17 protein-coding genes, 3 tRNA genes and 3 pseudogenes are annotated in these 24917 nt (G+C 43.3%); 12 read left to right on the forward strand and 11 right to left on the reverse strand.

From position 1 onward, the window contains the following. Positions 1-37: 37 nt before the first annotated feature. From MUN46_RS05885 to MUN46_RS05895, 3 genes and pseudogenes are all read left to right on the forward strand, one after another. Positions 38-685, forward strand: a pseudogene (locus MUN46_RS05885) (phosphatidylserine decarboxylase); the annotation flags it as partial. Between the two features lie 429 nt (positions 686-1114). Beyond that, on the forward strand, positions 1115-1861 hold the full coding sequence (locus MUN46_RS05890; RefSeq protein ID WP_237978226.1) for a CDP-alcohol phosphatidyltransferase family protein: 747 nt from the start codon (positions 1115-1117) through the stop codon (positions 1859-1861). Positions 1862-1973: 112 nt separating this feature from the next. Next, positions 1974-2666 carry a fumarylacetoacetate hydrolase family protein gene (locus MUN46_RS05895; protein WP_243377507.1) on the forward strand — a complete coding sequence of 231 codons (693 nt, stop codon included), beginning with the start codon at positions 1974-1976 and terminating at the stop codon, positions 2664-2666. Positions 2667-2699: 33 nt separating this feature from the next. Here MUN46_RS05895 and mltB read toward each other — a convergent pair whose 3' ends face one another. Beyond that, positions 2700-3821 (reverse strand): lytic murein transglycosylase B, encoded by a 1122-nt coding sequence (gene mltB / locus MUN46_RS05900; protein ID WP_243377506.1) that lies wholly within the window; start codon positions 3819-3821, stop codon positions 2700-2702. Between the two features lie 387 nt (positions 3822-4208). Between mltB and MUN46_RS05905 the strand changes: the two genes are divergently transcribed. From MUN46_RS05905 to MUN46_RS05915, 3 genes are all read left to right on the forward strand, one after another. Next, positions 4209-4284 (forward strand) — tRNA-Gly (locus MUN46_RS05905). Between the two features lie 25 nt (positions 4285-4309). Then, a tRNA-Cys gene (locus MUN46_RS05910) sits at positions 4310-4383 on the forward strand. Between the two features lie 9 nt (positions 4384-4392). Then, positions 4393-4468 (forward strand) — tRNA-Gly (locus MUN46_RS05915). A 55-nt stretch (positions 4469-4523) separates the two neighbouring features. Here the strand turns inward: MUN46_RS05915 and MUN46_RS05920 are convergent. The 5 genes from MUN46_RS05920 to MUN46_RS05940 all read right to left on the reverse strand — a co-directional run bounded on the left by MUN46_RS05920 (position 4524) and on the right by MUN46_RS05940 (position 10791). Beyond that, on the reverse strand, positions 4524-5033 hold the full coding sequence (locus MUN46_RS05920; protein ID WP_340309678.1) for a glucose-6-phosphate isomerase: 510 nt from the start codon (positions 5031-5033) through the stop codon (positions 4524-4526). Positions 5034-5255: 222 nt separating this feature from the next. Next, entirely contained in the window at positions 5256-6656 is a 1401-nt protein-coding gene (locus MUN46_RS05925) for an ISNCY family transposase (protein ID WP_285230533.1), read from the reverse strand. A gap of 420 nt (positions 6657-7076) precedes the next feature. Continuing rightward, the gene (locus MUN46_RS05930) at positions 7077-8477 is read right to left on the reverse strand and encodes an ISNCY family transposase (RefSeq protein ID WP_285230533.1); all 1401 of its coding nucleotides are present in this window, start codon (positions 8475-8477) and stop codon (positions 7077-7079) included. A gap of 150 nt (positions 8478-8627) precedes the next feature. Next, positions 8628-9587: a glucose-6-phosphate isomerase gene (locus tag MUN46_RS05935; protein WP_243377748.1), complete on the reverse strand. Its 960-nt coding sequence runs from the start codon at positions 9585-9587 to the stop codon at positions 8628-8630. Between the two features lie 157 nt (positions 9588-9744). Beyond that, complete coding sequence (locus MUN46_RS05940; protein ID WP_243377747.1) at positions 9745-10791, reverse strand: acyltransferase family protein; 1047 nt, start codon at positions 10789-10791, stop codon at positions 9745-9747. Positions 10792-10947: 156 nt separating this feature from the next. On the opposite strand from MUN46_RS05940, the gene galE reads away from it, so the two are divergent. After that, positions 10948-11949 (forward strand): UDP-glucose 4-epimerase GalE, encoded by a 1002-nt coding sequence (galE, locus tag MUN46_RS05945; protein WP_237978038.1) that lies wholly within the window; start codon positions 10948-10950, stop codon positions 11947-11949. A 55-nt stretch (positions 11950-12004) separates the two neighbouring features. Here galE and MUN46_RS05950 read toward each other — a convergent pair whose 3' ends face one another. The 5 genes and pseudogenes from MUN46_RS05950 to MUN46_RS05970 form a co-directional block, all read right to left on the reverse strand. After that, complete coding sequence (locus MUN46_RS05950; RefSeq protein WP_243377746.1) at positions 12005-13180, reverse strand: glycosyltransferase; 1176 nt, start codon at positions 13178-13180, stop codon at positions 12005-12007. A gap of 15 nt (positions 13181-13195) precedes the next feature. After that, positions 13196-14188 (reverse strand): glycosyltransferase family 9 protein, encoded by a 993-nt coding sequence (locus tag MUN46_RS05955; RefSeq protein ID WP_237978036.1) that lies wholly within the window; start codon positions 14186-14188, stop codon positions 13196-13198. Positions 14189-14581: 393 nt separating this feature from the next. Next, positions 14582-14725 (reverse strand): annotated as a pseudogene (locus MUN46_RS05960) (IS3 family transposase); the annotation flags it as partial. Positions 14726-15207: 482 nt separating this feature from the next. Continuing rightward, positions 15208-16287 carry an IS110 family RNA-guided transposase gene (locus MUN46_RS05965; RefSeq protein WP_237978035.1) on the reverse strand — a complete coding sequence of 360 codons (1080 nt, stop codon included), beginning with the start codon at positions 16285-16287 and terminating at the stop codon, positions 15208-15210. Between the two features lie 154 nt (positions 16288-16441). Then, positions 16442-17104 (reverse strand): annotated as a pseudogene (locus MUN46_RS05970) (IS3 family transposase); the annotation flags it as partial. A gap of 911 nt (positions 17105-18015) precedes the next feature. Here MUN46_RS05970 and MUN46_RS05975 point away from each other — a divergent pair. Genes MUN46_RS05975 through rfaE1 form a run of 5 tightly spaced genes read left to right on the forward strand, consistent with a single transcriptional unit; the run spans position 18016 to position 24864 of the window. Next, positions 18016-19212 (forward strand): glycosyltransferase family 9 protein, encoded by a 1197-nt coding sequence (locus tag MUN46_RS05975; protein WP_237979087.1) that lies wholly within the window; start codon positions 18016-18018, stop codon positions 19210-19212. 24 nt (positions 19213-19236) lie between these two features. Beyond that, a complete protein-coding gene (locus MUN46_RS05980; protein ID WP_237979088.1) occupies positions 19237-21000 on the forward strand; it encodes an ATP-binding cassette domain-containing protein in 1764 nt (587 codons plus the stop codon). Between the two features lie 9 nt (positions 21001-21009). Continuing rightward, the gene (gene msbA / locus MUN46_RS05985) at positions 21010-22755 is read left to right on the forward strand and encodes a lipid A export permease/ATP-binding protein MsbA (protein WP_237979089.1); all 1746 of its coding nucleotides are present in this window, start codon (positions 21010-21012) and stop codon (positions 22753-22755) included. A 2-nt stretch (positions 22756-22757) separates the two neighbouring features. Next, positions 22758-23930, forward strand: coding sequence for a glycosyltransferase family 9 protein (locus MUN46_RS05990; RefSeq protein WP_237979090.1), 1173 nt, complete (start codon positions 22758-22760; stop codon positions 23928-23930). Further along, the gene (gene rfaE1 / locus MUN46_RS05995; RefSeq protein WP_237979091.1) at positions 23917-24864 is read left to right on the forward strand and encodes a D-glycero-beta-D-manno-heptose-7-phosphate kinase; all 948 of its coding nucleotides are present in this window, start codon (positions 23917-23919) and stop codon (positions 24862-24864) included. Before MUN46_RS05990 ends, rfaE1 begins: the two co-directional genes overlap by 14 nt. The last annotated feature ends 53 nt before the right edge of the window (positions 24865-24917 follow it).

The following is a 24917-nucleotide window of genomic DNA, read 5'->3' on the forward strand; positions in this document are numbered from 1 at the left end:
CCCAACATTAGTGCTTTTTTGTCCTTGGAGTCTTTACATGGATAAGCGCATCTATCCCCATCCTTTCATCGCGAAGGAAGGCTGGCCCTTCATCGCGGGCACGGGTCTTGTCGCACTTGTCGTGACCGCTCTTGACTGGGATTTCCTGTCCCTGATCTGCTGGGCGCTTTTCGTTCTGGTGCTTCAGTTCTTCAGGGATCCCGCCCGTGAGATTCCGCAGGGCGAGAAGCTGGTGCTCTCGGTGGTCGACGGCCGGGTCCTCAAGGTGGAAAAAGCAGTCGACCCTTATACGGGGCAGGTCTCGCTTCTGATCGCCGTTTTCATGAATCTCTTTAACGTCCACAGCCAGAGGTTCCCGGTCAACGGCACGGTTCTGAAGAAGGTGTACCGGCCCGGAAAATACTTCAACGCATCGCTGGACAAGGCAAGCGCCGAAAACGAGCAGTGCGGGCTCGTGGTGCGCGCCTCCGATGGAAATCAGCTCACGTTTGTCCAGATTGCGGGGCTCGTCACGCACCGGATTCTCAACTACGTGAAGGAGGGCGACGTTCTCAAGGCCGGAGACCGCTACGGCTTCATCCGTTTTGGAAGCCGCGTGGACATGTATCTGCCGCTTAACGCCCATCCGAAAGTGGTGATCGGCGAAAAAGTCTGGGCGACAACCACCGTTCTCGCAGTGCTTGACGAGCCGGCAGGCGGCGAGCCCGCCCCCGAGCCGGAGGTGAGGATCACAGGCGGCGAGGAGGCAAAGCCCGAGGCCCCCGCCGAGACCATTGTGGTGGATGCGGGGAAAACCGAGGCTGCTTCGGCAGCGGCTGAGCCTGCCGCTGCCGGGGAAAGCGGCGCCTCCGGACAGAGCGCCGCTGCGGCCGTAGCAGAGGAGCCCGAAGCCGGGGCTGCCGCTTCTCCGGAGTCTCAGGAGCCGAAGGCCCCGAAGGACTCGGAGGTCCGCTAAGGCCGAGGCAGATCCGTCCCGCAGGCGGATTTCTACTGCGGGACTCTGATAGTGTTTTTTAAGTTTAATTTTTAGATTTAAAAGAATCTCAAGATGCCCAATGAACGTGTTCCAGGCCAGCGTGTCCCGTTGACTGAAATTGGCAAGCGCAACATCAATATGGTGCGGACCCGGGGGATTTATGTTTTGCCGAATCTCTTTACGACCGCATCGCTTTTCTGCGCTTTTTACGCCATTGTTCAGGCTTTGGGCGGGCACTATGACGTCGCCTCTCTCGCCATTTTCTTTTCCATGCTCTTTGACGGCTGCGACGGACGCGTCGCCCGCCTCACTCACACCGCAAGCGAGTTCGGCGTCCAGTACGACTCGATCGCGGACATGACGGCCTTTGGTGTGGCTCCCGCGATCGTGATCTACCAGTTTGCGCTCTCCGGACTTGGGAAAATCGGCTGGGCCGCGGCGTTCATCTACTGCCTGGGCGCCGGGTTGAGGCTGGCGCGCTTCAACACGAATGTCGGTGTTGTTGACAAGCGCTTTTTCCAGGGGCTTCCGAGCCCTGCGGCCGCAGCTCTCATCGCGGGGTTCGTCTGGCTCGCGGTGGACAACAGGCTGCCGCCCTGGATCGTGGACGCCCTGCCCTGGGTCGCGGCCTTCCTGTCGGTGTACGCGGGACTCACGATGGTCTGCAACGCGCCTTTTTTCTCCGGCAAGAACCTCGCCGTCGTAAAGACCGTGCCGTTCTGGTTCCTGCTTGTGGCCGCCGTCCTGTTCATTCTGATTTCGAGCAACACATCGCTTTCCGTCTTCATCATCTTCTGCATCTATTCGGTCTCGGGGTATGTCTACCAGGCCTGGCTGTGGTGGAGGGGAAAGCCGAACCCGGTGAGGCCCGAGCGCACTGAGTAAAAGCCGCGGCTTCGCGGGGAAAAGTTCTGACGCCGGATCTGTGCGCGGTTCCGGCGTTTTTCTTTCGCGCTGCAGCCGCTAAAATGCAGTTGTCTTCCTTGAGGAGTCTGCCATGCCGTTTCTTTTTGCACCGCCCGCTCAGGCCGTGCTGCCGATAGAAGGCGAAAAAGATCTGTATTTTCCCCTCCACCGCGTCTACCACATCGGACATAACTATGCGGAGCACAACAGGGAGCTTTCCGCTCCGGACGAACCGGTCATTTTTTTAAAGCCGGTGGACGCCGTGGTGCCGATGGTCTCAGGCCGGACGGCCGAAGTGCCGTATCCGCCGGAAACCAGCAATTTCCAGCATGAGATCGAGCTGGTCGCAGCACTGAAGGCGGGAGGCCGGAACCTGTCGGCGGAGGAGGCCCGGGCCTGCATCTATGGCTTTGGCGTCGGCATCGACTTCACCCGCCGCGACCTGCACCTCGCGCTGCGGGGAAAAGGACAGCCCTGGGAAAAGGGCAAGACGGTCGATGACGCGCTTCCCGTGACCGAGCTGCGCCCGATTGAGCGCACTCCGGAAATGGACAATCTGGAGATCTGGCTCTATGTCAACAATGAGAAGCGTCAGAGCGGATCGACCTCTCAGATGATGTTTCCGGTGCCGGAGCTTATAGCGCACCTCTCGAAGTACTGGGAGCTCAAGCCCGGCGACATCGTCTTTACGGGGACGCCGGCCGGTGTGGGTCCGGTGCAGAAAGGGGACGTCCTCAAGGGCGGGATTTCAGGAGTCGGGACTTTTGAGCTGAAGATTGTCTGAGCCGAATCTGCGGGGCCGGCCGCTGCGGGACGGTCATGACGCTGCCGAAGAGCTCTGCGCCATTTCCGAGGCCTCCTTGTCCATGGAGGCCGTTTCTATTTCCTGGGCCAGATCGGCAACGGCGCTCGCATAGAAATAGCTGCGGTTATAGGAAAGGATTGCTGCGAAATTGCGGGTTCCCAGGCGGTATTCCGTCATGAGGTTCCCGTCCGGATCCTTGGTGGGAAGATTGACGACAAGCAGCGGCTCGTCATCCGGAAGATCGATTTCTAGATCCGGGACAAAGCCGTTTTTGAGCACCTCGCCCAGCGTGGTGTTGGGCTGAATGCCTCCCTTCACGAGGCCCAGGTTCGCGCCGGTTTCGGGCGTGCAGGTAAAGTAGGCGGGCAGGCCCCGCACCCAGCCGCTGTTTGCCAGATAGTTCGCCACGGAGCCCACGGCGTCAGCCGGCGAATTCACCAGGTCGATCTTTCCGTCATGGTCGTAGTCGACCGCGAGCTTTCGCACCGATGAGGGCATGAACTGCACCATGCCGATGGCGCCGGCAAAGCTCCCGAGAACGGAGGTGGGATCCAGATTCTGTTCGCGGACCAGAAGAAGAAACTCGGTTAGTTCTTTGCGGAAATAGTCGGCCCGCCGTTTGTAGTCAAAAGACAGGGTACAGAGGGCGTCCAGCACCCGGAAGCCGCCCTGATTGCGCCCGTAGACCGTTTCGACGCCGATAATCGCGGCAACAAAATCGCGCGGCACTCCGAACTGGTCTTCCGCATCGGAGAAAGCCTGTTCGTTTTCATCCAGAAAGAGGCACCCGCCCTGGATCCTCGTCCGATTCACCATGCGGCGGCGGTACGCGGCCCAGTTGCTTCGTGGCGCGGCGCCCGACGCTTTGGGCTTCGGGGTCATCAGTTGCTCGACTCGCGGAGAGTAGGTGGCCAGATCCAGGGTGCCAGCGATGAAGTTTTTGGGCAGCTGGGTCGCGGCTGACGTTTCATCGATATAGGCCTGCACCTCTTCAAGGGAAGAGTAGGGAAGAGACTCGCTTGACTGCTGCGACTTGAGGCTCAAGTCCGACACCTGGGCGCAGACGATCGCTGGCAGCCCGGGTATCGCGGCTGTCAGGGCAAAAGTCAGCAGTTGCCGTCTGGTCAGAGTCATGCCTTAAAGTCGAAATCGTCAAGATATTTCAATTATAGAGTCGATTGACAGAACGATAAGCCCGTTCAGCTCACGGATAGAGCGTTCTGAATTTTTTTAAGAAAATTAGAAATTTCTAATCTGCCCCTACGAAGAACTAATTCAAAAATTCCATGTTTTTAAAGGATGTAGCCATATGCATAGAACAATGGCGTGACTGTTATTGATGGTACTTTGGGAATATCCCCAAAACCAAACGAAGCGAATTGAAACGGCAAATTAGCTGAAGTACTGGTTATGGAAAAAATTAAAGCTTGGTTATCTGAGATGAACCGCTTTATGTTGTGTAGATTTGATGACAGGCTATCTTGACAAAAGAAGAGAAATTGGTAAAATTTCAAATCTCATGCGGGAGTAGCTCAGTTGGTAGAGCGCAACCTTGCCAAGGTTGAGGTCGCGAGTTCGAGACTCGTCTCCCGCTCCACTTTCTAGAAATAGAAAGCAAGGACGGCGCGATAGCAAAGCGGCCATGCACCGGATTGCAAATCCGTAGACGGCGGTTCGACTCCGCCTCGCGCCTCCACATCAAATTGCGGGAGTAGCTCAGTTGGTAGAGCGCAACCTTGCCAAGGTTGAGGTCGCGAGTTCGAGACTCGTCTCCCGCTCCAATATTGGTTCGGGCATCTCCTCGTTGTGTAAACCTTTTTATCCAATTGCAGAGGCTTACTGATGGTGGGGGTTATTTTCAGCAACTAATGAAAGTTTTTTCCCATATTCGACCCCTGGCTGATCAAAAGGATTAATGCCAAACAAGGCTCCCAACATCGTAGTTTTGTGCTCATACATTGCCATCAGAGAGCCAAGCCTGCGTGGGGTTAGTTCATCAATTGCGATCGTTGTTACACCATTAAAGTATGGTGTTAGGGGGTCTCGAGCGACCAATGCCTCTGCTTGTGCTCTAGCGTTAGATAAAAGAACTTTATTCAGTACTGAATGATTGTGCCCTGGTTTTTCACACCAGATAATATCGACACTAGTCTTACCTGTTCCTTCCCTAAGCCACTGGAAAAAAGAGTGTTGAGACTCGTCGCCGTGTCCTCCCCACACGCCCTGTCCAGTACTACCAATCACTGGCATTCCGTTAGTTTGACGAGATTTACCAAGGCTTTCCATTTCTAGTTGTTGAACCCAAGAAACAAACATCCGAATGTTAGAGCAAAGGGAAAATGTCACATGCCAGCACAACGGGACTATGTCACACCCTAGCAAAGCGATTATGACACCAAAAATTCTCCGCCAAAGACAGAAATTGAGAGCCCCCTGGGGCCCTTTATCGTCTTCATGGAGAACACCCTGCCCACGCTCTGTCGGGCGCTCGCCTCAAATGGGCTGAAGCCCGTGCGGGCTGTGGGCAGGTTGGGAAAAAAGATCTTCTGAGAGCCTGTGTTGATTTCATTATTTGCCAGATCTGTTTTTCCGCTGCTTCAGCTTTTCTTCGAGTTCACGGGCCTTTTGGTCACGCTCTTTTCTCTGGGCCTGCCGTTGCTTCGCTTCAGCCATTTCGCATTCCAGCTTCATGACGAAGCCGTTGGGTCGCAAATCTTCCTTCTCAATGATTCGATCCAGGCATGCGTCTATGGTCTTCGATGACTCAAGGTATTCCGTGCGCTCGAGCGTTTTTCTTTTCCGGGCTTCAAAGCAGAGCAGATGTTCTTTGCCCCGTGCATCCCGGTAGACCATTTCCGGCGCACGGCCATCCGGGTACTCGATGACGCTGACTTTCTTGCCCATCAGCTCAAACTTCCGAGCGCTCGCATTCTTGAGCTGCAGGATCGACCCCCCGAAGGAGACGCTCAGAGATTTGCTCAGAACGCGTTCGTGCCACCAGGCGCATATGCGTTCAATCTCGGGCATACTTTCTTCAGCCACCGCACAGTTTGCGCTCAGGGGTTCTCTTGGGTCGATTCCAAACCGCTGATTGAAATCCCTGATCAGTTCGTCCATGCGCTGATTGGCGGTGGCCATGTCTTCGATTCCCATGACCCTGAACTCATGCGGCCAGCGCCCCTGCAGCGTCTTGAACAGGCGTTCTATCCGGCCTTTTGCCTGCGGGCTCTGAGCGAATATCTGCTCGATCTGAAGCTTGTCGCAGACTCTCTGAAACTGTGTGCCCTCTACATTTTTGGACCGGCCCTGAGCCAACGCGCGGAAAGTGCCGTGCCGATCGCTGTATAGCGCAAGGGGGATTCCGTGCGCCCTGATGTATTGGAGCAGCACGGTCATATAGCCCGCCGCGGTCTCCGAGGGAAAGAACCCGGCAGCGGCGATTCTGCCGGTCGCATCGTCAATGAACGCGATTAATGAGCACTCTTTCTGACCGGGGCCGAACCATCTGTGCGGGCTGCCGTCGATCTGAACCAGCTCGCCGAACCTTGACCTTCTGCGCCTCAGAAAATGACCGGCTCTTCTGAGCCCCTGCTCTGAGGCCTGAGGGCTGAGTTCTCTCAGAATCTTTCGAACAGTTTCCTTCGACACTTTGATCCCTTCGTTTTTCACAAGGTACTGAGTCAGGAGCGTCGGAGGGAAATCCTGATATTTTGTAACTGCCAGTTCTATGATTTTTAAACGAATATCGTCTGGCAGGCGGTTGCTCGGGGGCCGCCCTTTGTTGCCATGGGGCGGATCTGCGGCTTCGCCCCTTTTCCAGGCGGCCAGCCTGCGATAGAACTGGCGAATGCTCAGCTTCATCGCTTTGGCTGCCTCCGGCACCGAGAGCAGGCCGTAGGCGACCTGTTCGAAAATCTCCTCTGTGCCGGTCTGGGACTTCGGGGCTCTTTCAGGAAGCGAGTTTTTCATGTGCGACTCCTAAAAAACAGGCTCTCTGAAGTGATTGTGTGACAAAATCGCTTTGCCGGGGGCTGTCATGCAGATTGCCGGCTTATGACAGAGTCGCGTTGCCGGACCATGACATAGTCCCGTAGTTTTCCGTGACATTATCGCGTTGCTCTAACAAGAAACAAACATCCGAATGTTAGAGCAAAGGGAAAATGTCACATGCCAGCACAACGGGACTATGTCACACCCTAGCAAAGCGATTATGACACCAAAAATTCTCCGCCAAAGACAGAAATTGAGAGCCCCCTGGGGCCCTTTATCGTCTTCATGGAGAACACCCTGCCCACGCTCTGTCGGGCGCTCGCCTCAAATGGGCTGAAGCCCGTGCGGGCTGTGGGCAGGTTGGGAAAAAAGATCTTCTGAGAGCCTGTGTTGATTTCATTATTTGCCAGATCTGTTTTTCCGCTGCTTCAGCTTTTCTTCGAGTTCACGGGCCTTTTGGTCACGCTCTTTTCTCTGGGCCTGCCGTTGCTTCGCTTCAGCCATTTCGCATTCCAGCTTCATGACGAAGCCGTTGGGTCGCAAATCTTCCTTCTCAATGATTCGATCCAGGCATGCGTCTATGGTCTTCGATGACTCAAGGTATTCCGTGCGCTCGAGCGTTTTTCTTTTCCGGGCTTCAAAGCAGAGCAGATGTTCTTTGCCCCGTGCATCCCGGTAGACCATTTCCGGCGCACGGCCATCCGGGTACTCGATGACGCTGACTTTCTTGCCCATCAGCTCAAACTTCCGAGCGCTCGCATTCTTGAGCTGCAGGATCGACCCCCCGAAGGAGACGCTCAGAGATTTGCTCAGAACGCGTTCGTGCCACCAGGCGCATATGCGTTCAATCTCGGGCATACTTTCTTCAGCCACCGCACAGTTTGCGCTCAGGGGTTCTCTTGGGTCGATTCCAAACCGCTGATTGAAATCCCTGATCAGTTCGTCCATGCGCTGATTGGCGGTGGCCATGTCTTCGATTCCCATGACCCTGAACTCATGCGGCCAGCGCCCCTGCAGCGTCTTGAACAGGCGTTCTATCCGGCCTTTTGCCTGCGGGCTCTGAGCGAATATCTGCTCGATCTGAAGCTTGTCGCAGACTCTCTGAAACTGTGTGCCCTCTACATTTTTGGACCGGCCCTGAGCCAACGCGCGGAAAGTGCCGTGCCGATCGCTGTATAGCGCAAGGGGGATTCCGTGCGCCCTGATGTATTGGAGCAGCACGGTCATATAGCCCGCCGCGGTCTCCGAGGGAAAGAACCCGGCAGCGGCGATTCTGCCGGTCGCATCGTCAATGAACGCGATTAATGAGCACTCTTTCTGACCGGGGCCGAACCATCTGTGCGGGCTGCCGTCGATCTGAACCAGCTCGCCGAACCTTGACCTTCTGCGCCTCAGAAAATGACCGGCTCTTCTGAGCCCCTGCTCTGAGGCCTGAGGGCTGAGTTCTCTCAGAATCTTTCGAACAGTTTCCTTCGACACTTTGATCCCTTCGTTTTTCACAAGGTACTGAGTCAGGAGCGTCGGAGGGAAATCCTGATATTTTGTAACTGCCAGTTCTATGATTTTTAAACGAATATCGTCTGGCAGGCGGTTGCTCGGGGGCCGCCCTTTGTTGCCATGGGGCGGATCTGCGGCTTCGCCCCTTTTCCAGGCGGCCAGCCTGCGATAGAACTGGCGAATGCTCAGCTTCATCGCTTTGGCTGCCTCCGGCACCGAGAGCAGGCCGTAGGCGACCTGTTCGAAAATCTCCTCTGTGCCGGTCTGGGACTTCGGGGCTCTTTCAGGAAGCGAGTTTTTCATGTGCGACTCCTAAAAAACAGGCTCTCTGAAGTGATTGTGTGACAAAATCGCTTTGCCGGGGGCTGTCATGCAGATTGCCGGCTTATGACAGAGTCGCGTTGCCGGACCATGACATAGTCCCGTAGTTTTCCGTGACATTATCGCGTTGCTCTAACAAGAAACAAACATCCGAAGCCTTTCGTCATATGGCAAAATACATTGCAGCATAATCCCTAATCGAGTTGCATTCCAGTAAGAAATTAATGCTAAAAGGGCGGCAAAATTCCTGTTTAGGGGGGAATTAGCGACATGGCAGTCCATATCATATGCACCAGCTAGGAATTCGCTAAAAATTTCTGGCCCTAAAGCAATGACATCTGGAAGGCCGACAGATCCCCAGACTGAAAATCGTCCTCCCACCCAGTCCCACATAGGGAAAAGATTTTCTTTTGGTAAATTTAAAATATTTGGCGCCTTAGGATTAGCTGATACAACCACAATATGTTTAGCTCTGTCTGTTCCTTTAATACCAGATTCCTGAAGCCATTTATCTATTTCTGCGGCATTGACTAGAGTTTCTCTAGTTTTAAAGCTTTTACTAGAAACAATGATCAAAGTCTTGTAAGGGTTAACTGTACCAACGATTCTGTCAAAAATAATTCCATCTACACTGGATAGAAAATGAATCTGAATTTTAGGATTGACTTCATGAAATGCATGGTACAAAGCTTTCGGGCCCACCTCTGAACCGCCAATTCCAATATTAATAATGTCAGTAAAACTATCTCCTTTACAGCCTTTTAATTCTCCAGATCTAATTTTTTTGGCAAACAAAAACATTTTCTGTTTAGCTTGATTTATTTCTTGATAGTGAGGGGCATTGGCGGTTTGAGAACGTAATGCTGTATGAAGTGCTGCCCTATTTTCAGTACGGTTTACTAAATTACCATTCATCATAGATAAGAAATTTTCCATTAATTTCCTATCTTCAGCAAAAGAAATTAATCGGTTAAGGTCAGACATAGTTAGCCTTTGGCGACCAAAATCCAACCTTATTCCACAATCTTCAAAAGAGACAACTCCATCTCCATCTCTTAAGAAAGGAAGTACCGTTACGGGTGATGAGGACATTCTGTTAATTTTTCCTTTTTATTCGTATTCTAATTTCAATATTAGATATTTTACAATAACTAAAATTTTTAATTCTTGCAAATTTATTCATTGTAATTTCTTTGGTGCAAGATATGCAAGAAAAATTTTAGTAAACTATAAAAGAAAGCAGTTTATTTTATTTACGAATCAGAAAAATTCCCTTCAACAAATATAATTTATTAAATATGAAGTTTCTTATGATATCTATAACAAAACAAATAAAATAGATAGACACTGTTGCAAATACATACCATATAATAAAATAATTTTTATCAAAAAAATTTTCAGGGTTAAACAAACGCCTAAAAAATATTGGATAAAGCATGCCGCAGTGGATAAGATAAACGGGAAAAGATTTCTGTGATAGTAAGTCAATAAAAGATGGAAGTTTTGGCTTTAGTGTAATACAGATCGAAAATAACAATACAGTTAGAATGATGATAGGTGATTTCTCAACTGTCCATATAAAAAAATCTGGAGAAATGCTTTTTGTATATTTAGCAAAAAGGAACTCAGAAAATAAAATTAATGAAAAAATAAGGCAAGCTAAAAATATTAAAACTTTTCTATATTTTATAAGATATTCTATTTTTTGTTCATAAATATATATTCTTATAAATCCACCAACTAAATAAAGAAGAATGAAGATATCAATTTTGCTATTTATATTAAAGTAGTTTTGAAGAGTAAAGGTTGGAATAATAGAAGAAATACAAAAAATTAAGAGTATTAATTTTAATATTTTATCTTTAAAATTTAACAAAATACTGTTAATGAATGGAACGAAAATAATTAACAAAAAATATGTACTCATGAACCAATATTTAGCTGTTATTATTGGGAAAAATTGTGAAAAAAGTCCATGAGGAACAAATTTCAAGTGTGCGGAAATGTAATAAGAAAAAATAGAATAAAATAAAACAATTGAATAAAGAGAAAAAAGGTGACTTAAATTTAATTTGTTTTTTTTACAAAGCAAAAATCCTGAAATTAAAACAAAAACACAATTTCCAATTCCGCCTCCCATACGAGCAATCGCAAAAAACCACCAATTTAAACTAATAGAATGTAATGAATTAAAATCAACAGGACTATGATCTGTAAAATGAAAAGCGATTATTCCTAGCATAGCAAATATTCGCATATATTGAATCGATGTGATCTTGTCTTTTACCGAAGCCATTGTTATGATATTTAAAAATAATTTATATAAATATCAAATTCATATCATAATAAAAAATATGAACTGATATGGTTCACGAATAAGTGTTTAGCGCTTAATGGTAACACATAAAATGATATATAATATTTGAATATTATAAAACGATAGGTTCTTGTTATGAAGATATTTTTAACAGGCGGTGCAGGATTTATCGGTTCTCATACCGCAGTTGTGTTGCTAAAAGCTGGCTATGAAGTTGTTATTTATGACAATTTTTCAAATTCTCAACCATCAGTAATTGATCAAATAAGCAAAATTGCAGGGAAAAGACCAGAAACGATTGAAGGGGATATTAGAGATAAAGAAAAGCTACTGCAGGCTTTAGCTAATGTTGATGTTGTTATTCATTTTGCGGGTTTAAAAGCCGTAGCTGAGTCAGTCAAAGAACCACTTAAGTATTATGAGAACAATGTCAATGGAACTTTAGTATTATTAAGAGCAATGAATGAAAAAAAGATAAAAAGAATAATCTTTTCTTCTTCCTCTACTGTTTATGGTATTCCAGATAAATTGCCTTTAACAGAAAATTCACCTACTGGAGGTGTTTCAAATCCGTATGGGAGAACAAAACTTCAGATCGAAGAGATCTTAAAAGATATTTGCGCGGCAGATCATTTATTTAGTGCGGTATGTTTAAGATATTTTAACCCTATCGGTGCTCACGAATCTGGATTAATAGGTGAAAATCCAAATGGTATTCCTAATAATCTTTTGCCGTATGTAGCTAAAGTTGCGCATGGAATATTGCCTTATGTTCGAGTTTTTGGTTCAGATTATCCAACTTTAGATGGAACTGGGGTCCGAGATTATATTCATGTTATGGATTTAGCAGAAGGCCATGCTTTATCTATTCCTTACATAGTTAAAAATTTAGGATGGAAAGCCATTAATTTAGGCTGTGGTAAAGGATATAGTGTTCTAGATATTATTCATGCCTTTGAAAGAGCAAGTGGGAAAAAAATACCATATAAGTTTTTGCCAAGACGGCCTGGAGATATAGCAGCAAATTGGTGTGATCCATCCTTGGCCCATACTTTGTTACATTGGGTTGCGAAAAGGGATTTAAATGATATGTGTAGAGATTCTTGGAATTTTGAGCTTCAATATCAAAAAAAATAAATCTTCTTAAAAAAGTTTCAACGCATATAGCGTTGAAACTTTTTTTATTTAAAAATCAGATAGCTTTTGCATACGATTTAATTCTTAACAAGGGAATGTTAAAAATTCGTAAAGAACGTTCTTCTGGAGCTTTTCTCCATTCAATAATCTTGAATAAAGAAATAGTAAAAAATACTTTATTTGGAGTCAGATATTTTATGTAGAGAAAAGGTATACCTAAAATTTTTGTTTTAATACGAGTTTGTTCTATTTTTTTCGTAAAAATAGGTATTATTTTAAAAATACTGATGCGGAAAGTATCAACAATATTTTTGTTTAATGAGGTGTTAGATAAAGAAGGGTATTCATTTATTTTTTTATAATTATTTGCAATATCGAACCAAATTCCTACAGTTGAAATATTAGACCTGTCAAAATCAGTTCCTCCTAAAGCAAGCCATTCTAAATGATTTCTGAACCATTCCGGATATGATTGAAGCAGTAATTGATTATTCCATGGCTTTTGATTAGTACCAAAATGTACCATTTTAGCTAAAGGTGCATAGCCATGATGAGCGTGGCAGACGAATTCATTCCAAGAAAATTCGTTAGGTTTGATGTTTTTATCTTGGTAAAGCAGTTGAATAACAGCTTGGTCTAAATTTTTCAGATGATTAGCCCATTTCATAGATAGAGAATAGCAGTAAGCAGCTAAATCTTTATAGTTTGGGAGATCATCGTTGACGACCATTACGGCATTTATGTGGCTGTCCCGTACCATGTCATAACCAGGAACGGGTTTAATGAACTGATCACCAACTGTCCATACTGTATTCCAATTTAAGTCTTTTGCTTGTCCGATCGGTCCGTATTTCTCTAATTCAGATATGTCGCCTTGTACACATATATCACAATCAAGCCAAATGACTGTTTTATATTCATCTAGAAGATTAAAAATTTCAAAATGGGCCGCTGTTAGTAAAGAATTAGGATTAGTCCATCTACCGTTTTTTGGTAATCCTTTATCAGACAGCATAAATTTTTGGAAAGAAGGGTCGAAACTAAATTCCTTCAAAATTACGCGTGGAATTTTTTCTAATGCTTTTATATTTTGAGTTTGAAGTTTTGTATGATATATGACTATGTCAAACTCTTTATGTGGCATATACTTATTTAATCCTAATGCCACATTCCCTGCTGCAAAAATAATATTATCAGAGCAAATTAAAAAATAAGCTAATTTTTTTTTCATTTTCTCACCTTTTAATCAGTCTCTGTAAAAAGCTTGATCACACCATAGTGTAGCTTTTGAATGTAAAAAGTCTTCAAGTTTATTGGCAGGATTGGATTCGGCTATTTCTGTTTGAATAATATTAGAGCGTGTTGATAATTTATCAAAATTATTTTTTATAGCCTTAATAATGTCAGAACTTTTAATGTTTCGCACGCATTTGTAATTATAAAAACACGGTTGATGTTGAGGATCTCTTAAATTTTTTGCGCATAAATCACAATAGTCTATAGCTTTGACTAGTATATTATTTTTATAAAATGTACAACTGATAGGTTCTCCGGTTGACTGGAGAACTAGAGAATTACAATTTGCTGCCTTTGCTAAATGAATCAAGCCCCCTACACCACCAATAAAAAATAATGAATTCTTTAATAATCTTAAAGAGTCTAAAATATCTAAACCGCGGCAATCCTTTACAGATTTTAATAATCTATCTTTTTTCCCGCCGAGCTGAACGAAAGAAACTTTATCTGAAAAATAGTCTATGATAGGTTGCATAATTTCACAAGGAATAGCTTTATAGTTCTGGAGCCCGCCCGTCATAATACATATATATTGATCTTCTTTATTTTTTATTGGGAAACCGAAGTCTAATGGTATCTTTATTTCTATTTCTCCAGACAGCCCCATTCTTTCACAATATGTGGTAATCATATGTTTTCTTGGCCAACAAGTAACATTATTTTTAAAAGATGGAGCAAGATATTTATAACTGCTAGCAGTAATAAACGTTGGCTCTAAATCTTCAACCATAGCCTGTTCTATAAGCTTCGATCCTTCATTGCTGTTCAATTTATTGAAAGTAAACCAATCGATAGCTTCAACATAAGGGCATAGTTTAGTTAAGTTCTTAAAATTTGTACCAATGATAGCTTTTTCACCAGTTAGTTTAAAATAATTGTAGGCTGCGGCTAATAAGACAAGATTATCTCCCATGCCTGACCAAGTAAAAAATAATTTTTTCAATTTGAATTTCCTTGTCTTTTAGAAAAGTAACAATGTATTATACACGGCGAGAATTTGATGATAATCTGCAACTATATTAAAAAAGTAATTAATAGAGCAATTCATGCCGAAGGCTAACTCTGTTTTGCCGAACAACAGCTGAATTACTGATTAAAAATAGTTATACTACAGTATTATGTAAATAGCATATAGGTTGTTTGTATGGTTGATTTTACAATAATGCGACGAATGAATCGAAGGAGACGCGGACAAAAACCTAGATGTAATCGAGTATCATAATATGCCTGACCATTGCTTTCACACAGAAAGGGGATACGGACGTTTTTCTGGATTGTCAAGCGTATGTCGATTTGCCCCCCAGGGGAGGAGATGCGGACGTTTTTCTGGACCAAATTAATGTACTAAAACCCGCCTTTGACGGAACTCCAGGGGACTGAGTCCACCTAGTGAAACCTTGATTCGTTTTCGGCAGTACCAGCGCATGTACGCCTCGAGGTGATTGATAAAGTTTTCCAGCGTGACGCCTTCCCAGCTCCTGTTGTATACGTGGTCAGCCCAAACTGTTGAGGCGTAGTTTCCCTAACGGGGCATGCGCAAGCATGCCCCAACTTTAAAAATCTCAATTAAAAAGCTCAAATCGAAGAATCAGCATCGAGCCGCCGCACCAGTGCGCGCATGATCAACACTTGCGCGCACCCATTATTGCGGCGGCGAGCGTCGAATTTCATCTGCCGCCACAACCTGATTCCCATAACCATTCCTGCCGATGCACTTGTAGCGCCAGCTCTTCGTGTGATGAGGAGGCTTCACAGCAATACGTCCGCGGTCGTCATGAGGAAGGTTTTCTCTTCCTCGCCGCCTAGTGATATTCGGGTGCGGCGGGAGCGCACTATAAAAAACGCAGTTTCATAGACTTGAACTATTGCATTTTCCTGCGTTTTCCCGCCGCCTTGAGCCGGATCGTCACTACAACATTGGCCTTCGTGGTCCTGAGAAAATATTCTTAGCTGCTCTCCGACTTAAGCCGCAGCCCTCGATCTGCCGGCTTTGATAGGCTGAGGCCTGTATTCCATGCCTTTCTCACAGAGTATTCTCCAGGCGATGCGGGCGAGCTTTGCCGCGATGGCGCAGACCTTGACGCCGTATTTCTTTCCGGACGCCTTGATCTTCCGGACCCATTCGCCAAGAGTTCCCTCGAGCCTGTCAGCCATGATCATCAAAGCCGCGGCCCCCTGAACTAACATGGATCTGGGGTGTTTCGGCCCTCTCTTCGTAATGTGGCCCAGGGTGTCCCTGTCTCCGGTCGAGTTCTGGCGGGGCACAAGGCCGAGAGACGCCGCAAACTGCCGGCTGTCGCGGAAGCGGGAGGCTTCCCCGCAGTGCGTGAGGAGAGCGCCGGCGCATTTGGGGCCAATGCCCGGAATTGTCATCAGACGCTTCGAGTCCTCGTTTGCACGCACGAGTTCGTCATACTTCTGTCCGGCCTTTTTCTCCCATTCAGAGGCCTCGAGCCAGGAGTCCCGCAGCATCAGGAGGGCTTCCTCGGCCAAAGGCGTCAGATCTTTCGTATGCGTCTCTATGAACTCCGGCAGGTGTTCGGCTATGAACCGGCTGGTTTGAGGACTGCTTAAACCATATTCGAGCAGCAGGGCGTGAATTCGGTTTCCGAATTCTATGCGGGTCTTCATGTAGCCCTGATAGATGCGCTGCAGGGACTGGAGATCCTGCTGCGCCTGGGTTTTCGGGACCACAAAGCTGATGCCCGGAATGTACCAGGCCCAGGCGATGTAGGCGGCATCAAGCATGTTGTTCTTCTGATGTCCGCATCTGATCCGCTTCACATCCCCGGGGTTCAGGAGGCGTCCGTCGTGCCCCAGCGCTTTCACCTTGCGGACGAAGCAGTGGCTTCCGCCGCAGGCCTCCATCAGAACGGAGGCCCGGGGCATGTTCGCAAGCCTTTCCAGCAGCTTTTCCTTCGAAATGCGGGGCAGCTTCAGGGCTATCTTCCGATCTTTGTCAAAACCAACAACATCACAGTGAGTTTTGGCAAGGTCGATGCCGATGACAACAGCGGGATTGTTTGAGAGGGTAGAATTCATGGCGGAGCGCTCCTTGGTTTTGGATACCTCAGTTATAACCCCGGGCGGGGTTGTGTTCTGAGAAGCAAGGGCGCTCTTTTTGTTTTCAGCTACAGTTTTCATGATGGATGGTCACCGCGAGTAAGGCCCCGCCGTAGGGGGCTGACCATCTCATTAACATCTCGTTTTTCAGCCTCCCGAAAAAGCCTTCGCAGGCGGAATTGTCCGGGCTGCACCCCTTTCGGGACATGGATCGGACAAGGCCCGCGTGCTGGGTCAGAGAGATCCACTCAGGCCAGCGATAATGGCACCCACGATCCTAATGAATCACCGGGTGTTCTCCTGCCTTCAGAATTGAGATTGCTTTCTTAAGCATCAGGTTGGCCAGATCCGAGCTTGGGCTGGTTCCTATGGTCCAGGCCACTGGCATCCCGTCAAAGCAGTTGATAATCGGAGATAAATAGACCTTCCCTGCGGGAATTGCGAACTCAGTGATATCCGTCAGCCACAGTGCGTTTGGGGTGGAAGCGTGGAATTTCCTCTGCACGATGTTTGGGACTTCAGGCGTCAGTTCTCCGCGATAGGACGAATATTTCCTTTTCCTCGGCGTATACACGTAAAGTCGATCCTGCCGCATGATCCGACGAACTACTTTCTCAGAAAGACGGATGCCAGCCCGCTTCAGAAGCCACCACAGCCGCCTGTAGCCATAGCTGCGGTAATTCTCTGTGAACAGCTGAAAGATCAGACCTCTGGCCTCTTTGTACTTGTCCGGCTTGTCAACTGTGGCCTTCTGGTAGAAATAGCTGCTTTTCGAAAGGCCAAACGCTGCTAAAAGGGGGGTGCGGACGTTTTTCGGGACCACAAAGCTGAGGCCCGGATTTTACCAGGCCCAGGCGATGCAGGCGGCGTCAAGCATGTTGTTCTTCTGATGTCTGCGCACCGTATGCGCTTCACATCCTTGGGGATCGGAAGGCGTCCGTCGTGCCACAGCGCTTTCAATTTGCGGAAGCTGTGGTCCCCACCGAAGGCATGCATCAAAACGGAGCCCCGGGGCATGTTCGCAAGCCTTTCCAGCAGGTTTTCCTTCGAAATACGGAGCAGCCTCAGGTCTATTTTCCTGTTCTTGTAAAACCAACGATATCACAGTGAGTTTTGGCAAGGCCGATGCCGATGACAGCAGCGGGATTGTTTGTGAGGGTAAAATTCATGGCGGAGCGTTCCTTGGTAACGGATACCTCAGTTATAACCCCGGGCGGGGTTGTGTTCTGAGAAGCAGGGGCGCTCTTTTTGTTTTCCGCTACAGTTTTCATGCTGGATGGTCACCGCGAGTAAGGCCTCGCTGTACAGGGGCTGACCATCTCATTAATATCCAAGGCTCTACGAACAGTATTCGCTTAAGTAAGTAGTTGCTAAGCGAACTGATGAACATTCAGATGTTGTCCGGGGAGGGCATCACGCCTCTGCTCTCCGAAATCACGCAGAAGCACCTACAAATATTTGACTGCATGGTTGTGCCAAGGCACTCCATTTGACCTGCACAGTATATATTTCGCGGATTTCACATTGGTAATAATTACAGTTTTTTTGAAGGGGCAGGTCCATGTAGTTTTGGGAAAGGCGTGTTTGAGTGCACTTTTTTTATTCATACAACCTCGTATCCCCACCCTAGGAGGTTTATTCGTAGTACGCTCGGTTGTACTTAGTTTTATAATTGCTTTAAGACATACCATTATCATGAAATTTCAAATGTTAGAAACTACAAAAAGATATATTTATTTTTTCCTGAAATGCCAAATTCTATTATTAAAGATACTTCTGACGAGAAGTAAAACTAAACAACTCATTTTAGTAGATAATGTCAAGAATTTTATAAGCTTTTCTAGGAATTATCGTAAAATTAATTGCGACATTATTGCTGTAATTGCAGATGGAGGGGTAGGAGATTGCTTAATATACTTAAATTATATTTATCATTTATATTTAAAATTAAATAAAAAAGTATTAATAGATTTTTATTTCAAAAGCAAGAAAACGCCAATAAATTTGTATAAAGTAGATGAAAATTATATTCACACATTTTACGACAAAAAATTCATTAAGTTTTCTAAATTTATTTATCCTGTGATTATTCAGATGAAAGAGCGGTTTCCTAAGGTCATAAAGTGTGATAAATCATATATCAGAAGTGAACAATTAATAGATATATTAGAAAAATATAATAAATTTTATATAAATAATAGATTTTATTATGACTATTCACCTAGAATTGATGGTCTCTCTGCTCAATTTTCTCTGGCAGCGGGGTATAACAGAGTAACGCAACCAGACTTATTTCATTTGGTATCAATTAATGACATTGAAATTACAATTGGTGTAGAAAACGAAAGAAAAATTCTAGAAAAATTTAAGCTTTTGAACTCAAAATTTATAACTTTTAATAGATCGGTAGATGCTGATAATAATTCAGAAAATTCTACAAAATTATGGCCTAAATTTTATTACATTGAATTAATAAATAAAATAAAAAAATATTATCCTAATTTGACTATTGTTTTCCTAGGACCAAAATACGAGGATTTACCGCTTGAAGGCATAAAGAATTTGAGCGGAAGAACAGATTTTAATGAATTGAAAGTATTGCTAAAAAATGCGATAATTCACATCGGGCCTGAGGGGGGGATGATTCATTTACGACACGCTTTATCTAGAAAAGTTTCGTGTGTACTTTTCGGGCCAACATCAAAGTTGTTCTATGGTTACCAAGAAAATATTAATTTGCTAAATGAAAGTGTTTGTAAAGTTTCATGTGAATGGCTAATTGAAAATTGGCAAAGATTATGTTTAAATAATTGTACAAACGAATGCAATAAATTATTAAACCTTAAACCTGATTTCGTGTTTTCTAAAATAGATAATGCTATTAAATTAGCAGGTGTTAATTAACATAAAATTTGAAAATAACCTGTTATGATAAAAACAATAAAGCAATTTGTATTGTCAAAAATTGATCCCGATATTCGGAGGTTAATGGGTTATTTTCCCCCTTATAAGTGGCGTATTATATTTTCTGTCATATTCATGATATTGGCAGGACTGGGTTCTTCTTTAATTGCTAAATTATTAGGTTTACTTACAAATGTTGGTTTTTACGATCAGAAGGCATGGATAATTATTGCGGCTCCTATAGGCCTGATTTTCATAGCATTGCTCAATGGTGGAAGTATGTTTATGAGCAATTATTTGTTGGGAGAAGTCAGTCAGGCAGTCCTACAAACTATTAGAAGCCAGATTTTCCATAGAATTCTTCGCTGGCCTAGCTCTTTGTATCAGACAAATTCTACGGGGATGGTTAGTTCTAAATTTGTTTTTGAGGCGAATTTTGGACTGTCAAATGCAACAAAGGCTTTCATCGTTCTGGTTAGAGATTCTTGTCAGGTTTTTGCTCTTACATTAATGCTAGTTTGGCATAACGCACTTTTGTCTATAGTGTGTTTGATTATAGGGCCTATGGTTATTTATTTGTTGAGGTTTATATCTTCCAAATTGAAATCAATTATGGCTTCAAGCCAAATGTCTATAGCAGTGTTGCTAGTCCGCGTAAAAGAAGCTTATGAAGCTCACCAGTTGATCAAAGTTTCTGGAACTTATCCAGCTGAAATCGAAAAATTTTCAAAGATAAATAGAGAAATAAAAAATTTAAAATTAAGAATGACACGTGTGAGTTCTTTAGGAACTCCTGCTACTCAATTTATTTGTATGTTTGGAGTTGCTGTTGTTTTAACTATGGCAATGATTCAAACACAACTGGGCATGTTGACTTTGGGTGATTTCGTTACTTTTCTTGCTGCTTTGCTTTTGATAATGCCTCCCCTTAGACATTTGACAGGGCTCAACTCAAGCTTTGTCATGATGAAAGTAGCTGCAAATAGTATTTTTGATACCTTAGATCAACCTTTAGAGCCTGATAATGGTCAAATTTCGATTTCATCGGCTAAAGGAAATCTCGAGTTTAAACATGTATGCTTGAAGTATCCTAACTCTACTGATTACGCAGTCCATGATTTTAATTTAAAAGTTAATTCTGGAGATTGTATTGCATTGGTTGGTTTATCAGGCTCGGGGAAGTCTTCTGTAGTAAATTTAATACCTCGATTTTGGAATCCATCCTCTGGGAATATTTACCTGGATGGGATTGATACTCAGAATATTTCGTTGAAATCATTGAGAAATCAAATATCAATAGTATCTCAAGATGTAATACTATTTGATGACACAATTAGGGCAAATATTGTTTATGGATCTCCTAATGCTACTGAGGAAGAAATAAACGAAGCAGTAAGAGCCTCAGCACTAGAAGATTTTATTTCTTCCCTATCTTTAGGTCTCGATACACCAATAGGTGAAGCTGGTGATAGATTGTCTGGTGGACAAAAGCAACGTATTTCAATCGCTAGGGCCATTCTGAAAAAAGCTCCAATTTTAATTTTTGACGAAGCTACCAGTGCGTTAGATAGTGTGAGTGAAAACCAGATAAAAACTTCTTTATCTCGCCTAATGAAAGGAAAGACAACATTTGTTGTAGCACATCGTTTATCAACTATCGATATTGCAGATTATGTAGTAGTTATGTCTAAAGGAACTATTGCTGAATTTGGGAAACCTTCCGTTTTATTTAATAAGAATGGTCTGTTCACGCATCTGTGTAAGCTTCAAAATATTAAAATATTTTGATTATATAAAATGAATTTTATATTAAATAAAATAGATCCTGTTCTCATACGTCTTTTTAGGTATTTGATACCATATAAAAAGCAATTGGCTCTTTCCGTTATATTTTTAATAGGTAGCGCTAGTACTTCGTCTCTAACTGCTACTTTACTAGGAAAACTAACAGATTTGGGATTCTATCAACAAGAAAAGTGGGTTATTGTAGCTGCGCCCATTGCTTTGCTGATAGTTTCATTTTTATATGCTTTCTGTACAGTAATGAGTTCATATGTAATGACAGATATAAGTGAGTCTGTCCTTGTGGGTCTTCGAACAAATTTATTTTCTAATATTTTAAATTGGCCTTCTGTTGAATATCAAAATCATAGTACAGGACTTGTTAGTTCGAAGTTTGTAAATGAAGCGTCTATTGCTCTTGGTGGAGCAACAGAGTCTCTAATTATTTTAATTAGAGATTCTCTGCAGGTACTTTCATTGTTGTGTGTTTTATTTTGGTATAACTGGCAACTTACGCTTGTTACTTTTATTGTTGGCCCTGGTTTAGTTTTTATCCTAAGAAAAATATCTAAGCGTATGCGAAAAATTGTAAAAGAGAGTCAGTCAACTTTAGCCATAATGATTGGAAGGGTACAAGAATCTTATTCGTCGGAAAAATTAGTGAAAATCTCGAATACCTATGATGTTGAGGAAAATAAGTTTAAATTTATAAATGAAGGAATAAAAAAATGTGCTATTAAAACCATAAAAATGCAGAGTATAGGTACCCCCTTAACTCAAATATTAACTATGATTGCTGTTGCATTTGTTGTAGCCGTTGCTTTAACTGAAGCACATAACGGATTACTTTCTATCGGTGATTTTATAACCTTTTTATCAGCTATGCTTTTAATGAAGGCACCGATCCAACACCTCGCGGGTTTGAATGCAACCTTTGCAAGTATTTCTGTAGCAGCAAAAAGTATTTTTGAAATGTTGGATACAAAAACAGAAAGCGATGACGGAACGATCAATTTAAATAATTGCAAAGGTGAATTCTCTTTTGAACATGTTTTCTTAAGATATCCTGGCCAAACTGATTATGCTTTAAATGATATTAATTTAAAAGTTTCTTCTGGAGAGCACGTTGCACTTGTAGGTCTTTCTGGCTCTGGAAAATCTTCTTTTGTGAACTTGCTTCCTCGTTATTGGGACGTTTCTTCAGGTGAAATATTTTTAGATGGAAGAAACATTAAAGAATATACTTTAAAAAGTTTACGGAGTCAGATTGCAATTGTTTCTCAGGACGTTATTCTTTTCGACGATACAATTAGGAACAATATTACGTATGGATGTAATTCTGTCTCAACTGATACCCTGAATAAAGCTATTGATGGTGCTTCTTTAAGAGATTTTATTAATAGCCTGCCTCAAGGCTTAGACACACCTGTTGGCGAGGCTGGTCATTTATTATCCGGAGGTCAGAAACAGCGTATTTCTATTGCACGTGCTCTGCTCAAAGATGCCCCTATTCTTATTTTGGATGAAGCCACCAGTGCGCTTGATAGTGAAAATGAATATACCATCAAAAATGCATTAAAGCTCTTAACTAAAGGTAAAACTACTTTTACGGTGGCCCATCGATTATCTACAATTGACGATGCGGATAAGATTGTTGTTCTGTCAAATGGAAGGATTTCTCAAATTGGAACGAATGAAGAGCTATTACAAAATAAAGATGGTATTTATTGGCAATTATGTCATTTTCAAGGCCGTATTTAAATATGATTAATAAATTACAAAATTTTGAACTTTGGCTTTGTCAACTTTTAAAATATATTAATAAAAAGCGCTTATTCTTTTTTAGAAAAATTCGTCTATTTTTTTCAGATAATTTTCATAGAATCAATCACTCTTTTAAGGCGCCGGCCACTTCTGTTTTATTAATAACTGTTAATGAGCGCTTTGGTGATGAACTTTACGTTAAAGGTCTTGCATATTCACTTTCTAAATGTGGTATAGATGTTTCTATTGCTACATTATCTTCAGTCTCACCACGTTTTATTACGTTACCTTTTATTAGCTATGTTTTTGTTTTAGATTCTTTCAAAGATCTGAAATATTTAAAAACAAAAAAATTTTCTGTAGCTGTTGATTTAGAGTACATAAATTGCCGGCATTGGAGAGAAAGGCAACCGCTATTAAATAACTTAGATTGTTATACAATTACCACTTCAGAATTATGCTCGTCATTGAATTTATTTGATGATTTTATTTCTTATCGAGCGGTACCGCATATATCACAGCGATTAAACTTGATTTATAAAAGGCTGACTTTAGATCTATCTTTATCCAAAATCTCTCCCTATATAGATTTTTCTAGCGATGATTATTGCTGGGCTAAAAATTTTATAAAGAATATTAATTCCAAACGTGTTATTTATTTTAATACTGTAGCTGGTGATAATGATAGATGGTTTTCAATTCGTCAAATACATTCAATGATTCAATCAATTGCTAAATTTAATAATTATAATGTTATTTTAAATTCAAGTTTTTTTGATCAAAGAGAATTGCCAAAAAATTACTATTTATTGCCAAAGATTTCTTTTCCTAAATTGTGTGCATTAATTAAATTCTGCTCCGTTGTTATAACACCCGACACTAGTGTTACTCATATAGCCAACGCTTTTAATATACCTTCATTTGTTGTTTTCCCACCCAATGATAGAGATTATTTTCATGAATATTCCGCTGCACAAGCTTGGGGATCTTTTTCAGATCATTCAGTTACCTTGACTACTGATGATGATAATTTGATAATTGACCCATTTGGGTTTGGCTATCCTAACCGTAAAGCTAGACCCTTAAATACTGTTGATAGTACTTATCTATGCAGTAACTTAGAAAGATTTTTATCAAAAATAAATGAGGTATATGTTCATGAAAAAATTTGATTTTTCCAATGTTAAAGTATTGGTTTGCGGTGACGCAATGTTGGATCGATATTGGTTTGGTGATGCCGACCGTTTATCCCCGGAAGCACCGGTTCCGATTGTAAAAATTGTTAGAGAAGAAAAAAGATTAGGTGGAGCAGCAAATGTTGCGTTAAATATCGCTAAACTGGGGGCTAAATGTATTCTCCTTTCAGTTTGTGGCGAAGACAATGCAGGAAAAGAATTTCGTAATTTATTGAATGTTGATAACGTTACACCTTCTTTAATAGTAGATCACACTGTTCCAACGATTGAAAAACTTAGGATTATTGCCCGTCAACAGCAAATGCTTCGTGCTGATTTTGAGCAGTTGCCTTGCGAGGATGCTTTAATCGGGATAAGTCAAAATTTTAGAAAGCTAATATCCCAAGTTTCTATTGTTGTTTTATCGGATTATAGAAAAGGCGTTTTATCTAATGTTGCATCGATGATTACATCGTGCAAAGAAAAGAAAATACCGGTACTTATTGATCCCAAAGGAGATGATTGGTCAGCTTATAGAGGTGCAACTTTAATTACACCAAATAAAAGTGAACTAAAAAGAATTGTTGGGTCCTGGAGATCTGAAGCGGATTTGCGCTTAAGAACACAAAGACTCCGTGAGTCTCTTGAATTAGAGTACATCCTTCTGACTCGTTCAGAAGAAGGCATGACTCTTTTTTCTGCTGATGAAGAAATTAATTTCAAAGCTCAAGCACGTGAAGTATTTGATGTGTCTGGGGCTGGAGATACCGTTATTGCTGTTCTAGCCACTTTGCTCGGGGCAGGTGTTCCGTTGCATGAATCTGTGAGGCTTTCTAATAAAGCCGGTGGAATTGTTGTCGGGAAATTGGGTACAGCTGCTATAACCTTAGATGAATTGATGGCTGATGAGCCTGATACTTTGGGTGTTTAAAGTGTCTGTAAATTAAGTGTACAATGTTAAAAATTTATGCTTTTAAGCCGTGC

The organism is Mesosutterella faecium, assembly GCF_022809315.2.
In the GTDB taxonomy this organism is placed as follows: Bacteria; Pseudomonadota; Gammaproteobacteria; order Burkholderiales; family Burkholderiaceae_F; genus Mesosutterella; species Mesosutterella faecium.

Coding starts and splice junctions, on each gene's coding strand:
- MUN46_RS05890 (WP_237978226.1), top strand. CDS start 1,115: ATGGTGCGGACCCGGGGGATTTATGTTTTGCCGAATCTCTTTACGACC.
- MUN46_RS05895 (WP_243377507.1), top strand. CDS start 1,974: ATGCCGTTTCTTTTTGCACCGCCCGCTCAGGCCGTGCTGCCGATAGAA.
- mltB (WP_243377506.1), bottom strand. CDS start 3,821: ATGACTCTGACCAGACGGCAACTGCTGACTTTTGCCCTGACAGCCGCG.
- MUN46_RS05925 (WP_285230533.1), bottom strand. CDS start 6,656: ATGAAAAACTCGCTTCCTGAAAGAGCCCCGAAGTCCCAGACCGGCACA.
- MUN46_RS05930 (WP_285230533.1), bottom strand. CDS start 8,477: ATGAAAAACTCGCTTCCTGAAAGAGCCCCGAAGTCCCAGACCGGCACA.
- MUN46_RS05935 (WP_243377748.1), bottom strand. CDS start 9,587: ATGTCCTCATCACCCGTAACGGTACTTCCTTTCTTAAGAGATGGAGAT.
- MUN46_RS05940 (WP_243377747.1), bottom strand. CDS start 10,791: ATGGCTTCGGTAAAAGACAAGATCACATCGATTCAATATATGCGAATA.
- galE (WP_237978038.1), top strand. CDS start 10,948: ATGAAGATATTTTTAACAGGCGGTGCAGGATTTATCGGTTCTCATACC.
- MUN46_RS05950 (WP_243377746.1), bottom strand. CDS start 13,180: ATGAAAAAAAAATTAGCTTATTTTTTAATTTGCTCTGATAATATTATT.
- MUN46_RS05965 (WP_237978035.1), bottom strand. CDS start 16,287: ATGAATTCTACCCTCTCAAACAATCCCGCTGTTGTCATCGGCATCGAC.
- MUN46_RS05975 (WP_237979087.1), top strand. CDS start 18,016: ATGTTAGAAACTACAAAAAGATATATTTATTTTTTCCTGAAATGCCAA.
- MUN46_RS05980 (WP_237979088.1), top strand. CDS start 19,237: ATGATAAAAACAATAAAGCAATTTGTATTGTCAAAAATTGATCCCGAT.
- msbA (WP_237979089.1), top strand. CDS start 21,010: ATGAATTTTATATTAAATAAAATAGATCCTGTTCTCATACGTCTTTTT.
- MUN46_RS05990 (WP_237979090.1), top strand. CDS start 22,758: ATGATTAATAAATTACAAAATTTTGAACTTTGGCTTTGTCAACTTTTA.
- rfaE1 (WP_237979091.1), top strand. CDS start 23,917: ATGAAAAAATTTGATTTTTCCAATGTTAAAGTATTGGTTTGCGGTGAC.